Below are 14,908 nucleotides of genomic sequence, written 5' to 3'. Positions count from 1 at the left end.
TATAATCTGTACACTTTGATTAGCCTATAAATAAGTTTATTTAAATACTTTTAAACGTGAATAGGCAGTAATTAAAAATATAACCCCAATAGTCGCAAGAAAAATTAATTTCGGGACCACGACATTTAAAGGCACGCCCATTTGATTAAGTTGTACAAACATCTGTACGCCGTGTGTAGAGGGTAAACACCAAGCAAACCATTGCAACCATTCAGGCATGGCTTGATGAGGCCAGGCGGCGCCAGTTAATAAGAAAAGAGGAACTGAGCTAAATACAATAATATGTCCGGCACGTTCCGGCATATCTAAAAGTGAGCCAATCAGCATACCTAATCCAATTACACAGCTAATAAAAATAGGAACAGCGACTAGCAAACCGACAAAGTTTCCACCGTGTGGATAGTCATTGAACCACAAGGTAAAACCAAAAAGATAAAAACTTCCTAAACAACCAATTGTAAAGATACTGGCAAAAATTCCTGCAAAACGAATAGGGGTAATTTTTTCATGTTGTTCGCGGTAACTTGCAACCAGCATGGCCAGTCCTAACACAATTGTTTGGTGAATAATAAGTGATGCAACTGCAGGAAAAATATAACTACCGTAGCCTGAAAGCGTATTAAATAAAGGCATTTGGTGAATAGAAAGAGCAGGCTGGAAGTGTGTACGTTGTCCAAACCTTTCAATATATTCCTTTAAGGTTGCTTCAATAGAAGTGGCAAGACCTAACCCAATTTCTTTAGTTTTTAAAAAGTTGGTTGTGCTTAAGTATAAGCCGATTCCGCCAGTTTCTCCGCGGCGTAAGCTCTTCGTTAAATTGCTTGGTAAAAGTAAAATACCATCGGCTTTTTGTTCGCGAACCATTTGTTCAGCTTCAAGAAAATTAGCAGTGACATCAACAATTTTAACGTGAGGGCTATTGGCTGTTTGACCAATGACTTGAGAAGTTAAAAGACTTTGTTCTTCATCAACAATGACAATTGGAATTGATTCTGCGCGCTCAGCTTTATAGGCTGTCGGATAAAAAAAGCTATAAAGAATGACGGATAAAATAAGTGTTGTGAAAACTGAACTGTTACTCACAATATCTTTAAATGTTTGAACGTAAGCCTTTAAAAATTCCTTCATGATGTTGCTCCTTGAACCAGTTTTTTAAGCAGCAAACAACTTAAAAAGAAATAAATAAGGCAGTAGCCAATAAGTATTAAGAAGGGAGACATCGAAATGAAAAGTGGACTTCCAATCACCCATTGTTCGGTCTGGAGCTTTGCATAAGGGGTGTACGGAATAATCAGTGACCAAAATTTAGTGAAAATCGGTGCATTATTTAAAGGTAGAGTAACGCCTGCAAAACTTAAAGAAGATCCGCCATATACTGCAATAAAACCAAAAGTTTTACTTAAATTTTTGGTCGCGAGAATGACGGTACTACTAATTAAAGCATAAGAAAAATAAAGTAAGAACTGAGCAGCTAATAAGAAACTTAGTGAACCTGCTACAAACCAGCCTCGAATTTCAACCAGCCAAAACATCCATAACCAAGTCCAGAAACAGAAAATAAAGCTATACAGCAAATTTTTAGACAATAAGCCTTGAATAAAACTCTCTCGGTTCACCCACTGTGTTAGTGTGCCGCGTTTAATTTCTTGTCCAATAGCAAATGCCACACAGCAACATAGTAATAAATGTAATACGGCTGGAACCATGAAGGGTTCTAAATAGAACTCATAGCTCATGCTTGGGTTATAAAGCGTTGAAATTTTGACGTGTGCTGTAGGTACATCTAAATAGGGAATATTATTTGCAAGATAATTCTGGCCAGCATAGTCTGCTAAAGCATTGAGAGTGCTGACTAACATCGCCGAGGAAATCGTGTTCCCGACACTAAAAAAAGATTGGTTAAAAGCAATACTGATTTGCGCATCTTGAGCTTTCACAAAACGTTTTTCGGCACCATCCGGAATAAAAATATAACCCCATATTTTGGTTTCATTGAGTAATCTCTCGGCTTCACTTGAGCTTGTAGTAATTGTTTTTACATCGACTGTATGATTTAGCGAAAGATACTTTCCAATATTACGGCTTAGTTCACTCTGGTCTTGATCAATAATGGCAATGGGTAAATGTTCAGCTTTACCTGCATAAAACATGCTGCTAAACAAAAAAATGATAAAAGCAGGGATGAGTGTCACCATACACAAATCCCATTTATTGCTTCTTAAATATTTTAGTTCACGTAATATGCTGGCAAACATGTTTTATTTTTCTTCTTTAATTTTAAATAGAACACTCATGCCCACTTTTAAGTCTTTGACAGGACGCTCAGGCACCAAATGTAATTTAAAACTACGAATATCATAACCACCGGTCTGACGTGTGGTTTTAATGGTGGCAAATTCGCCTTCGGCATCAATATTTTTCACTTTAAACATCACACTTTGATTCAGTGCAGGAATGAAACCTTCCAGCGTTTTGTTTTTATAAACAGAAGCGTATTGGTTTTCACCGACATTTAAACTGACCCACAAATCATCATCTTCTAAAATGCTGACAACAGGTACACCCATAGCAACGAGTTCAGAAGGTTTGCCATAAGTTTTTGAAACTGTACCTGAAATAGGAGCGAGTAAACGAGTTTCTGCCTCAAGTGCTTGAGCTTCACTTACCGCGGCTTTTGCAATCTCAACTTGTGCATCCGCTGTAGATTTCTGCTGACTGGTACTTCCGCGCTTTGCTCGAGCATATTGTTGATAAGCTGCTTCACTTAACTCTTGAGCAGAAGTCTGTGCGGCTAACATCTCATCTCGTCTTTGACGAGAAATAACACCTTGTCTATATAAATTTTCTCCACGTTGATAAGTGGTTTTAGCAAGGTTTGCCTGTGCTTTCATACTCTGCCAATTGGCATAAAGAGTATCAATATTTTCCTGTTGAGAGCCTCGGTCTACCGTAGATTGAAATGCCAAAGCTGATTGTAGGGTGGCTAAAGCTTGTTGTTTTTTAGCTTCTATTTCAGGGCTAACTAAACGAACAAGGGGCTGACCTTTGGAAATTTTCTGGCCCTCTTGCACATAAATTTCTTCAATACGGCTCGGAACCTTAGTACTGACATGAACTGTTTCAGCCTCAACTCGGCCTTGTAATTCAATAGGCTTAGGTTGATAGCTTTTCCACAAACCAAAAATGATTAATCCTAATAGAGCAATAACCACGACCGCAATAATTAGTTTAATTTTCGAATTTTTAGGAGGTTGAGAATCACTTTTACTCGTTTTTACTTCTTGAGTATTGTCGGTTTGAGTATTTTGCTGATTTTGGTGAGTTTCTGCCGTACCCGCAACAGGAGAATTTTGTTCTGAATGAGCTGAGTCTTGATTCATGTTATGCCCCCATTAGCGAATATAGTCAGTGTGTGGTTGAGTCACATAAGCTTTAAACTGGTCCATAGAACCATGGCTTTGCAACAGAGTTGCGAGCGACATGACATATTTATAAGCATTTAAAGCCATTTCTGTTTTTAAAGCACTTAATGCATTTTGTGCATCGATCACTTGAGTCGCTGTACCCATGCCTTCTCGGAAAGAAAGTTCCTGAATACGTAGGTTTTCTTGAGCTGCGCTGATATTCCTTTGTAATAGCGTATGACTTTGCTGTGCTGAATTGAGCTCGTTATAAGACTTATTCAATAATGCTTCAATCTCTTGTTTAGTTCGTTCAGTCATGAGTTCTGAAGCATAACGTTTTAACTCGGCAGCATGAATATTCTTATTTTTATCTACGCCAGAAAAAAGATTGTATTTTGCCATAACACCTACAATCCAGTTTTCATTTTCATCGAGTGAATACTCACCAAAAGCGAAAAGACTGGGTTTTTTTGCTGCTTGTTGAGCCTGAATATTTGCATTTGCCAATTGAGTGTCTAACTGCATTTTTTGCACAAGGCTAGATTTTTGAGAGTAACTGCTTAAAAGAGATTCTAACGATTGGCTACGAACAGTATTTACAAAAAGAGGAGTACTTAAATCAGCATTATTTTGCTGGTGCAAAAGATTGTTTAAATTAAATTGGCTAGCATTCAGATTTGCCTGCGCATTTTGTAGAGTTCGTTCGGCATTGTTACGAGCAACTTCAAACTGCATACGTTGCCCTTTACTAATAAAACCTTGCTGTTCGAGCTTTAACGCATTGCTGTAATGTTTTTGCATTGCATTAAAGTTAAATAGACTACTTGCGACCAGTTGTTGTTGTAATTGCACATTAAAATAACTTTGTACGACTTCGAAGCGCTGGATATCTTGTTGTTGTTGGCTTGAAAGCTCGGAGCGTTGAGCCTGAATGTTAGCTATTTTTTTTGCACTAGTTGTTAACCCACCTGTGTAGAGCGGCATCACCACTGAAATAGATGGTCGGACTACTTGGTCTTCTACAGTCAAATTAGCGTAGTCAGGAAAACGGTTTATACCGTCATGTATGATTTGGTTTGAGCCTTCCTGAACTTGACCTAAAACATCTGATGGAATGACATTGTTCCACTGGGATAATTTATCATTGAGTCCTTGGCTTAAATCATTTTCAAGTTTTTGTTTAAAAGAGCCTAAGGGTACATCTGTTTCACTATGAAAAGCATATGCTCTCACATTTAAATCAACTCTGGGGAGTCCTAAACCTTTTACCGCTTCGGCTTCTAACTGAGAGGCTTGTTGTAATGCTTGGTTGGCTTGAGTGCTGTATGAGCTTTTTAAAGCCTGTTGTTCTGCTTCAGCATAACTTAAACTTTGCGCATAAATAGGCGTTGCAATTAATACTCCCAATACCAACGCAAGGTAATTGGGTTTAAACAAAAAAGGACGTTTAGACTGTCGATATTGATGTGTTGGCATTTTATATAACAATTTTTGATCATCCCTTATAGTTTAAATTTCTTGTTATTAAATTCAATTATCATATTGTTTATTATACAATTGTATAAAAGCACAAAATGATTTTGAGGTTATTTTTGCTTGATGGAAAATCATACAGCAAGTTTTTATATGTTCACCACAGTATGGGAAACTATATTCACAAGTCAAGTTGAACTTTATTTAATAAAACTTATAAAAAAATAAGTGAAAGCAATGAAATAAATAAAATAGTTATTGAAAAAATAGGCATAAACACGCCCTAGCATTGAAATATTTACTAGAGAAGCTGCTGCAACCTTAAGCAATCTGTGGTTAAATGCCTTTTTTTATTGTGTTTCACTTTTACAAGGGAAAAATCATGCGCGCGTACAATTTCTGTGCTGGTCCTGCTGCATTACCTACTGCCGTTTTAGAAAAAGCTCAACAAGAATTGTTGGATTGGCAAGGTAAGGGTCTATCCATCATGGAAATGAGTCACCGTAGTGCTGACTATGTTGCTGTTGCGGAAAAAGCTGAAGCAGATTTGCGTAAGCTCATGAATATTCCTGAAAACTATAAAGTGCTATTTTTACAAGGTGGCGCGTCATTACAATTTTCAGCAATTCCTTTAAACCTGCTTGGAAAAAATAACAAAGCAGATTATATCCATACTGGAATTTGGTCTGAAAAAGCTTTAAAAGAAGCAAAACGTTATGGCGATATTAATGTTGTAGAAGCTGGTATTAAAGTAGACGGTAAGTTCGCCATTTCTGAGCAAAGCGAATGGAACTTGTCTGACGATGCAGCTTATGTCCATTATGCCGATAACGAAACAATTGGCGGTTTACAGTTTGCTGGTGTTCCTGATGTTAAAGCACCACTGGTATGTGACTTCTCATCAAGCATTTTATCTGCTCCACTTGATGTTTCGAAATTTGGTCTCATCTATGCAGGTGCGCAAAAAAATATTGGTCCTGCTGGTTTAACAATTGTTATTATCCGTGATGACTTACTGGATCAAGCTAAAGCAGAGATTCCAAGCATTTTAAAATATGCTGATCAAGCCAAGAATGGCTCTATGGTAAATACACCATCGACTTATGCTTGGTACTTGTCTGGTTTAGTATTTGAATGGTTACTAGAGCAGGGTGGGGTAGATGCTATCCATAAAGTTAACCTTGAAAAAGCTCAGTTACTCTATGGTTATATCGATTCAAGCGACTTTTATAATAACCCGATTGCCATTCCAAATCGTTCAATTATGAATGTACCATTTACTTTGGCAGATGAAGCATTAGAAAAGCAATTCTTGAAAGAAGCTGAAGAAAATCACTTATTGAACTTGGCAGGTCACCGCTCAGTAGGTGGTATGCGTGCAAGTATTTATAACGCTGTACCATTAGAAGGCGTTCAGGCGCTTATCCGCTTTATGGATGATTTTGCTAAACGTAATGGTTAAGTCATAAAATGAATAAAGCCCTCAAAAAGAGGGCTTTATTTTTATATAAATGATCAATTAAAAAGGCATAAAACCAAATTGATGTATCATAATTGCGGCTAAGAACATACCCAAAACGAAAAAGCAAAACGCACCAGTATCGACCCTTATACGTGGGTTACTAGTTTGAATGAGGCTGGTGGTTTGTTCAGGTATAATCTTCATTCAATAGCCTAATTTTTAAAATATTAGTGAAATTCAATTAGTTTCACTATTTTTAGCATAAATATTCGCCTGAATCCAGATATTGCCACGAATATATTCGCCAATATTAAAGTTTTTGTACAAATCATTTTTTGTAGCAATGCGCACTAATATGGCAGGAAGGTTGTCTTCTAAAACTAAAGTGACATCATAAAGGGTATATTCTGCACCCATAAATGACATTGAAGTTTTACCGACAATATTACCTTGGAACCAAGCTTCATCTTCTTGACCAAGATTTTCTCCATATAAATATGCAACCATTTTAGAAAAATCAACCGTTACAGGTTCTTGATCTTCTTTAGTTTTTGGTTGCCATTCATTAATCAGTTCTTGTAGGTTTTCGGGTGCAATTCCATTATGTTCAGTTAAAATCGCATTTAATGCACGGTGATGTTTAATTGACGCTGGATCATCTACGACAATTGTTTCTCCCGCAGGCACTGATTCTAATTCATAGGCCCATGCATTAAATTGGACTTGATAAGTTTGGGTTTTGTCATATTGGCAACGATTAACGCTAAATAAATTATCAAATGCATAAATCGTTGTACTTTTATTTAGTTTTAAACTTAATACTGCTTGAGTAGCAGAGTCACAAGTAATGATGCGCTCAATTTGGGCATTATATTGATAGGGACTATCAAAACTAGGGAAGGCAGTTTTTAAAGCACGAGGTTTTTGATTTTCAACTGCAATAATTTGATTAATGGTGACCTTCTGACCTTGTGGACCTTGAATGAGCCAAAAAGATTGATCCATTTCGTCTTCATTTTGGCATAAACCCATTGGCATTACAGGAGCATCAAGCGCTAGTCCAAGCCATTTTGGTACATCTGTCTCTGGATGGGAAGTCAGTAGATTCCAATGCTCTCCATGACTACCAAAATTTTGGTCGTTTACCGTAATAACTTCTGGACTGTTTTGATTTTTCATAGGTACGATTGATGTTGGGTTTATCTCACTTGATATATTAAATCGAGGGTAATTGCTATTTTTCAAGTCAACATATGTAAATTCTCTTGTAAAAGCACGTATTTAGTTATTAAAAAGTTCTCCACCTAGCAAAACATGTGCTGTTAAGAGTACATATAAATAATCATTAACGTATTGTTCAAATTAAATTTAAAAAACAAGTTTTATATTTAGCGCTATTCTCTAATAAAATGCATCTGTTAGACTTATATTTTTAGTGGAAATAGAGAATAACGTGCTGCCATTCAAGTTGTGGGTAGACGCAGATGCATTACCTAAAATTTTGCGTGAAGTCATTTTAAGAGCTTCGGATCGTTATCAATTAGAAGTGATTTTTGTAGCCAATCAAAATGTCGGTATTACCCCTTCAGTGCGTATTAAATCTCTGCAAGTTTTAAGTGGAGCCGATCAAGCCGATCAGGAAATTGTGAATCGTATGTCTGAAAATGACATTGTCATTACGCAAGATATTCCACTCGCAGCTCAAGTTATTGAGAAAGGTGGTATTGCGATTCACCCACGTGGTGAGGTGTATACCACAGCGAACGTAAAAGCACGTTTGCACTTACGTGATTTTATGGATACGTTGCGCGGCGCTGGTGTACAGACGGGTGGTCCACCACCTATTTCAGAACGTGATAAGCGCGAATTTTCTAGTGCACTAGACCAAACAATTTTAAAGCAAAAACGTAAAACTGCTTAGTGAGTCTCTTATGCCATCCCAAACCAACTTGGCTTCAACTTATGTCTTGCTTGTATTTATCTGGGCAACGACACCTTTAGCCATTGTATGGAGCGTATCTGACTTACATGTCATGTGGGCTTTACTGTTACGGTTTTATATAGCTTTGCCTCTGTCGGTTATTGTTTTACTTGTTCTAAAAACTTCTTTTCCAACTCATAAGCAAGCTTTACATAGTTATTTTGCAGGGTCTTTTAGTTTAATCGGCTCGCAAATTTTTACCTATGCTGCGACCCAATATTTAAGTTCTGGCATGATTGCCTTGATGTTTGGTCTAGCGCCCATTATGGCTGGGTTGATTGGACGTTTTGCTTTTGGTCAGCATCTTTTTAAATTGCAGTGGCTAGGTATGGCTGTTGCTGTTTGTGGACTAGCGATCATTTGTTTAAATGGTTCAAATCAACATGTGCATCCATTTGGCATTGTCTTAATGTTGGTCAGCGTTTTTGTTTATTCATTTTCTATATTTTGGGTAAAGAAAGTGAATGCCAAAATTCAGCCAATGGCTCAGGCGACTGGTTCGATCTTGGTTTCTTCAATTTTGGCAAGCTGCCTTATTCCATTTATTTGGCAATATGCACCGACTCATTTACCACAAGCTAAATCTTTATTTGCATTAATTTATACAGTTCTGATGGCTTCACTTGTGGCTATGTTCTGTTATTTCAAACTTGTTCAGAATATAAAACCGACCACTTTATCGTTAACGACAGTCATTACACCAATGCTAGCAATGATCATTGGAGCTGTTTTAAATCATGAACAATTGTCGATTATGGTTTTCGTGGGAGCTTTCATTATCTTATTTGGTCTATTTCTATATTTTTATAAAGACATTCAAGCAAATCGTAATTTTGCTCAACATATTAAGTCTAAGTAGGAGAAGATGAGGGTAATTTGTTGAGCTTATTCATTAAATTGTTCTAATTCGTAGCTAAATGCATGATCAAATTGATCTCATATCTTAAGTAGTAGAAAATAGCCCAGCAATATAATATTAGGATTGTTAAGGATAGATCAGAACTTACTGATTTTTAAGCCTTAATACAGCATCTAACGATATGGCTAAATAAGAAGTGTGAATGAACACTTCTCTTTTTCCATCAATGACCTTGGATTTAGAAGGTATGTTTAAACCAATCTCACTGTATATAGGGTTGAGATATACTCGCGCTCGACGCAGTAATCATTTTATTTCTTTTATTGCATTGGTTTCGATGGTCGGTTTGACACTTGGTGTCGCTGTACTAATTACGGTACTTTCTGTAATGAACGGTTTCGACCGCGAATTAAAAAATCGTGTTTTGGGAATGGTACCGCAAGCGACAGTTTCATCGACGCAAATCCTTACGGATTGGCCTGAACTGGTTAAACGAGTTGAAAATCATCCCCACGTGACAGGAGTTGCACCTTTTACCCAATTGCAAGGTATGTTAACTGCTCAAGGGCAAGTGGCAGGTATTATGGTGACGGGTATTGACCCTAAATATGAAAAGAATGTCTCTATCATTCAAAACCATATTGTTGCCGGTAGTCTAGACTCACTTAAAAAAGGTGAATTCGGTATCGTACTTGGTAAAGACATGGCCGATTCGCTTGGCTTACGTTTAAACGATAGCGTGACATTGGTTTTACCTGAAGCGACTCCATCTCCAGCTGGTGTTGTACCTCGTTTTAAACGCTTTAAAGTGGTGGGTATTTTCAGTGTAGGTGCTGAAGTTGACTCGATGGTTGGATACATTGCTTTATATGATGCTTCAACCTTATTGCGTTTACCTGATGGCGCTCAAGGCGTTCGTCTAAAATTAGATGACATTTTTGCCGCTCCTCAAGTTGCCGATGACATTGTGAAAAATTTGCCAAGCAATTTCTACGCAACCAACTGGACTTATACACATGGCAACTTATTTAATGCCATCCAAATGGAAAAAACATTAGTTGGTTTATTGCTTGTACTAATTATTGTAGTTGCTGCATTTAACATTGTTTCGTCTTTGGTTATGGTCGTGACTGACAAAAAATCAGACATTGCAATTTTACGTACTTTAGGTGCATCGCCATCTATGATTACTAAAATCTTTATGGTGCAAGGTACGGTTATTGGTGTGATCGGTACAGTTGCGGGTACGGTTTTAGGGGTAATTCTGGCACTTACGATCAGCGATATTATTTCTTGGTTTAATAATGTTCTCGGGCTTAATCTGTTCGATGCCTATTTTGTACATTACTTACCTTCTTACTTAAGATGGCAAGACGTGACAATTATTGTGATTGTTTCTTTACTCTTAAGTTTCTTGGCAACTATTTATCCGGCGCTTCGTGCAGCCAAAGTTCAACCTGCCGAGGCATTGCGTTATGAGTAAAGTCGTTTTAGAAGCAAAAGATATTTATAAACATTTTGATGACGGTAAATCTAAGGTTGAAGTCATTAAAGGTCTCTCTTTACAAGTGGAAGCAGGGCAGTTTGTATCTATTGTCGGAGCAAGTGGTTCAGGTAAAAGTACTTTGTTGCATGTACTTGGTGGCTTAGATCAGCCGACTAAAGGACAGGTATTTTTGAATGGTCAGCACTTTGATAATTTAGGTGAAGCGGAACGTGGCTTTCAACGTAACCAATTCTTAGGTTTTGTTTACCAGTTCCACCATTTATTACCTGAATTTACTGCTCTTGAAAATGTAGCTATGCCTTTAATGCTTCGAGCAGACAGTCAATATAAGTCGGTAAAGGCACAGGCTGAATATTTGCTAGATCGAGTTGGGCTATCTCATCGTATGGACCATAAACCAGGTGAACTTTCAGGTGGTGAGCGTCAACGTGTTGCACTTGCTCGTGCATTAGTGACTAAGCCTGCGGTAGTACTAGCTGATGAGCCTACGGGTAACCTAGATCGTAAAACCGCAGTAGGTATTTTTGAGTTGCTCACCGATCTTAAGAAAGAACTAAACATGGCAATGTTAATTGTGACCCATGATGAGCAATTAGCTCAGGCAGCAGATTCAATCTTGCATATGGAAGATGGGCTGTGGGTAAACGGTTCTTAAAAAAATTGTCATTAAATCACATTGTTAAAGCCCACTGAGTTGGGCTTTAATTTTGCCCCTAAAATGATAATGACTAGATTTTTAAATGTTTAAGATTATTCTATTGGGGTGGATTGGCGGTATTGCATTGATGGGAATAGATTTCCCTTTAATCATGCAATATGAAAAAGTGGGCGAGGCTCTACTGTTACTTGCCTTTATTTTTTATCTTTATAAACGACCAATGTTCGTTGATCGACCATTTTTAAAGGCAGTGTTTTGCTTATTATGTACAACAAGTCTTTTTATGGTTGGTTACCACTATGCTGAAAAAGCACTGATTGAACGATTAGAACAAAGAGAAACGGATACCCGAAATCTCGACATTATTGTTTATATAAACCGTTTAAGTGAAGAAAAAGATAATAAGGTTCAACAAACTGCACAAGTTCTAAATTTTTCTAAAGAACCGGTGAATTGGTTGCTATATTTAAAAAGTAATAATCAAAATTTATTAAAGAATAATCAGAATCTTGAATTAGGTCACTATTATCGAATATCTGGAAAAACAAGACCTGCGCATAGTTATGCCACCCCAGGAGCTTTTGATCAGGAAAAATGGTTTATTCAGCGAAATATTATGTCTGGTTTTAATGTGAGATATATTGAGCCTTTAAGTCTCGATGAAATCTATCGATTGGGCTATCAGCAACATTTAAAAGAACAACAGTCTTTTTCCAATAGTTTTCGTTTAAATATAGAAAAACTTCGCTTAACTTTTAGGCAAATATTAAACAGCTCATCTCTACAGCAAAAGGGTTTAATTTTAGCTTTGCTGACAGGTGATGAAAGCCTTTTATCAGATGAAACTCAACTACAGTTCAAACAATTAGGAATTAGTCATTTATTGGCGATCTCAGGCCCACATGTGCTCATTTTTGCCATTATGTTATCTTGGGCATGTCATCAATTTATCAGTCGTTATTATCCTCAAATTTACTTATGGAAACCGAAACAGGTTTTGATGGCTGTACCATGCTGCCTTGGTGTTTTAATTTATACTGCATTTGTAGGTTTCGAAATTCCTGCACTACGAACATTATTATCAGCATTTATATTTATTGGATTTCTATTATTAAAACAACCTATTAAACCTTTTACATTACTCGTATATAGCGCAAGTCTACTGTTGCTAATTGACCCGTTTAGTGTGCTTTCTGCAGGTTTTTGGCTGTCTTATGGGGCATGCTTTATTTTATTAAGAATTTACCAAACTATAGCGCAGCTACCTGAGCAACAGTTTTTAAGTCTGAGCTCAAAAATGATTTTTATGGGTAAGGTGTTAATTGAGTCTCAAGGCAAAATATTTATTGCATTGAGTCCCTTAACCTTACTTTTCTTTCAACAAATTTCTTGGGTTGCTCCATTAACCAATATTATTGCCGTGCCTATTGTTGGTGGTGTTATTGTCCCTTTAAACATCATGGCTGCTTGCGCATGGTTTATAGTAAAACCGTTTGGAAATATGCTTTTTCATTTCAATGATATGTTGCTCAGCATATTGCTGAGTTGTTTGGGCTTATTAGAAAAACTCTCTTTACCATTACAAGGTATAAGCTTGACGCCACTGTCTTTATTAGCGATTAGTTTTGCCATAATTATTTTATTTTTACCTAAAGGAATTCTGCCCAAAACTTGGGGGATATTATGTTGTTTACCCTTAGTTATTATGAACAAAACGAGTCAACAAATTCAGCTTAATATTTTAGATGTTGGACAGGGGCAAGCCATTTTTTTACAACATTCCGAACAAAACTGGTTAATTGATACAGGCGGTTCTTACGATGAAAAAATATTTAGTATTGGACAAAATGTTGTAGTGCCTTTTCTACGTCAGCAAGGCGTAAGACAATTAGATCATGTTGTGCTATCCCATCTTGATCAAGACCATAGTGGCGCGTTTCCTCTTATTCAACAAGAGATTCCTGTAAAGCAGCTTATTTCGAATGAACAATTACCAAATGATTTAAAGCAACCATTCCAATATTGCCATCAAGGGCAACAATGGCATTATCCTGAGTTAGATATTCAAATTTTATGGCCTAAAGAAAAAGATCTGGCTTTTGTTGCTTCTAACCAGAATCAATATTCTTGTGTTGTATATCTTCAATTTAAAAAAGTTGGTGGTTACCAAAATTTTCTTATTATGGGCGATGCAGGATGGGAAGCCGAATACGAGTTATTAAAAGATTATCCTAACTTGAAGATAGATGTGTTGGTGCTAGGGCATCATGGAAGTAAGCACAGTTCGGCTTATGATTTCTTGGCGACCTTAAAACCTAAACTGGCCATTGCATCGGCAGGGTTTGATAACCGTTATGGCCATCCTAGCCAACAAGTTATAGCACGTTTAAAAGCTCTACATATTCCGCTAAAAAGCACTGTGGAACAAGGGACCTTAAGTTTTGTGTTGGAAAATCACAAAATAGTTTTACATGACCGACGTTTGGATAGGCTCTGGTTGAGTAGAGGTTTTTAAAGCTTCTGCTTTGAGCCTATCTACAATTTTAAGTGCTTCTGTCGGATCGATATTATAGATATTGTCTAAAGCAGGGTTCGCTTTAAAACGTTTATAGCTCCAGTGATAGTGTTCTGGATATTGATAAATGAGTTGCTCAATCGCTTGATGGATGACATACGTTCCATCGTCCGCAGTGCCTTCATAGATTTTCTCATCCATTGGCTCGATATGCATGGTAAAGCCATCGTTTTCATTACGGATTGCATAAAGAAACAGAGCTTTTGCTTTAGTTTTCTGGATGAGTTTTGCACTTAAATTACTTGAAGCAAGTGGAACGCCAAAATAGTTCACCATATCTCCACCCACATTAGGGGTATGATCCGGCAAAATTACTGTCGTTTCACCTTGCTTTAATGCTTTAAAAATTTGTCTTACACCGCTTTCATCGGTAGGGACGAGATTCGCTTGTTCACGGCTACGGGCTTCTCGCACAAAACGGTCTGCATCAGCATTTTTAACGGGTTTATATAAAATGGTCATTGATGTGAATTGAGCACACCATGCATTCATGACTTCCCACGTACCAAAATGTGGAACAATAAGAACTACACCTTTTTTTGCAGCCAATGCTTCATGAAAAAAATGTTCACCTTCAATACGGTGAATGCGTGAGATATTTTTACTATTTGATGAGCCCCAAATACTTAAAAACTCAAAATATGAAGTTAATTCGTTTCTTACAGCTTTTTCTGTAATCGCTATACGCTGCTGAGGTGTTAAATACGGAAGCGCAATTCTTAAGTTAAGCTCAATACTTTTTGATGTTCTAGTAATTTTTAGAGTATTTACAAGTCCTGCTAACAGACGAGCAAGAAAACGCCCAAATTGAATGGGTTGGCGGCTAAATGTTTTGAGTAATTGATAGTTCATGCTTTTTGAATCTGGTCTAGTCATCTATAGCAGTAAGTAAGGAAGAAACAACAAGTAAAAAAAGACAAAAATATTATAAATGAAATCATATTATTTAGACAGTTTTTATCAAATCAACGTATATAATGACATCATTT

Annotated in this window: 13 protein-coding genes; 6 read left to right on the top strand and 7 right to left on the bottom strand. The window is 37.0% G+C overall.

Features of this window, described 5'->3' with window-relative positions; genetic code table 11:
• Positions 1 to 36: 36 nt before the first annotated feature.
• The 4 genes from EG365_RS03860 to EG365_RS03845 all read right to left on the bottom strand — a co-directional run bounded on the left by EG365_RS03860 (position 37) and on the right by EG365_RS03845 (position 4,880).
• Positions 37 to 1,128 carry an ABC transporter permease gene (locus EG365_RS03860; RefSeq protein WP_000657696.1) on the bottom strand — a complete coding sequence of 364 codons (1,092 nt, stop codon included), beginning with the start codon at positions 1,126 to 1,128 and terminating at the stop codon, positions 37 to 39.
• Positions 1,125 to 2,195: an ABC transporter permease gene (locus EG365_RS03855; protein ID WP_000258022.1), complete on the bottom strand. Its 1,071-nt coding sequence runs from the start codon at positions 2,193 to 2,195 to the stop codon at positions 1,125 to 1,127. Before EG365_RS03855 ends, EG365_RS03860 begins: the two co-directional genes overlap by 4 nt.
• Before the next feature lie 63 nt (positions 2,196 to 2,258).
• Positions 2,259 to 3,380: an HlyD family secretion protein gene (locus tag EG365_RS03850; RefSeq protein WP_001070881.1), complete on the bottom strand. Its 1,122-nt coding sequence runs from the start codon at positions 3,378 to 3,380 to the stop codon at positions 2,259 to 2,261.
• A 12-nt stretch (positions 3,381 to 3,392) separates the two neighbouring features.
• The gene (locus EG365_RS03845; RefSeq protein ID WP_001142049.1) at positions 3,393 to 4,880 is read right to left on the bottom strand and encodes a TolC family protein; all 1,488 of its coding nucleotides are present in this window, start codon (positions 4,878 to 4,880) and stop codon (positions 3,393 to 3,395) included.
• A 379-nt stretch (positions 4,881 to 5,259) separates the two neighbouring features.
• On the opposite strand from EG365_RS03845, the gene serC reads away from it, so the two are divergent.
• A complete protein-coding gene (gene serC, locus EG365_RS03840) occupies positions 5,260 to 6,339 on the top strand; it encodes a 3-phosphoserine/phosphohydroxythreonine transaminase (RefSeq protein ID WP_001203182.1) in 1,080 nt (359 codons plus the stop codon).
• Between the two features lie 57 nt (positions 6,340 to 6,396).
• Here serC and EG365_RS19300 read toward each other — a convergent pair whose 3' ends face one another.
• Complete coding sequence (locus tag EG365_RS19300) at positions 6,397 to 6,543, bottom strand: hypothetical protein (protein WP_000691794.1); 147 nt, start codon at positions 6,541 to 6,543, stop codon at positions 6,397 to 6,399.
• 33 nt (positions 6,544 to 6,576) lie between these two features.
• A complete protein-coding gene (locus tag EG365_RS03835; RefSeq protein ID WP_000795874.1) occupies positions 6,577 to 7,518 on the bottom strand; it encodes a hypothetical protein in 942 nt (313 codons plus the stop codon).
• A gap of 256 nt (positions 7,519 to 7,774) precedes the next feature.
• Here EG365_RS03835 and EG365_RS03830 point away from each other — a divergent pair, with 256 nt between their 5' ends.
• The 5 genes from EG365_RS03830 to EG365_RS03810 all read left to right on the top strand — a co-directional run bounded on the left by EG365_RS03830 (position 7,775) and on the right by EG365_RS03810 (position 13,859).
• Positions 7,775 to 8,260, top strand: coding sequence for a YaiI/YqxD family protein (locus EG365_RS03830; RefSeq protein WP_001985538.1), 486 nt, complete (start codon positions 7,775 to 7,777; stop codon positions 8,258 to 8,260).
• Positions 8,261 to 8,270: 10 nt separating this feature from the next.
• The gene (locus EG365_RS03825) at positions 8,271 to 9,179 is read left to right on the top strand and encodes a DMT family transporter (protein WP_001140078.1); all 909 of its coding nucleotides are present in this window, start codon (positions 8,271 to 8,273) and stop codon (positions 9,177 to 9,179) included.
• A gap of 247 nt (positions 9,180 to 9,426) precedes the next feature.
• On the top strand, positions 9,427 to 10,662 hold the full coding sequence (locus EG365_RS03820) for a lipoprotein-releasing ABC transporter permease subunit (RefSeq protein WP_001984636.1): 1,236 nt from the start codon (positions 9,427 to 9,429) through the stop codon (positions 10,660 to 10,662).
• On the top strand, positions 10,655 to 11,341 hold the full coding sequence (lolD, locus tag EG365_RS03815) for a lipoprotein-releasing ABC transporter ATP-binding protein LolD (protein ID WP_000049403.1): 687 nt from the start codon (positions 10,655 to 10,657) through the stop codon (positions 11,339 to 11,341). The genes EG365_RS03820 and lolD overlap by 8 nt, the downstream gene beginning before the upstream one ends.
• A gap of 85 nt (positions 11,342 to 11,426) precedes the next feature.
• On the top strand, positions 11,427 to 13,859 hold the full coding sequence (locus EG365_RS03810) for a DNA internalization-related competence protein ComEC/Rec2 (RefSeq protein ID WP_000472705.1): 2,433 nt from the start codon (positions 11,427 to 11,429) through the stop codon (positions 13,857 to 13,859).
• Here EG365_RS03810 and EG365_RS03805 read toward each other — a convergent pair.
• Positions 13,812 to 14,795, bottom strand: coding sequence for a lysophospholipid acyltransferase family protein (locus EG365_RS03805; RefSeq protein ID WP_001984639.1), 984 nt, complete (start codon positions 14,793 to 14,795; stop codon positions 13,812 to 13,814). The genes EG365_RS03810 and EG365_RS03805 overlap by 48 nt on opposite strands.
• Positions 14,796 to 14,908 lie beyond the last annotated feature (113 nt).

It is taken from the genome of Acinetobacter sp. FDAARGOS_494 (genome assembly GCF_003812225.1).
Classification (GTDB): domain Bacteria; phylum Pseudomonadota; class Gammaproteobacteria; order Pseudomonadales; family Moraxellaceae; genus Acinetobacter; species Acinetobacter baumannii.
This window is presented reverse-complemented; position numbering and strand designations above follow the sequence as displayed.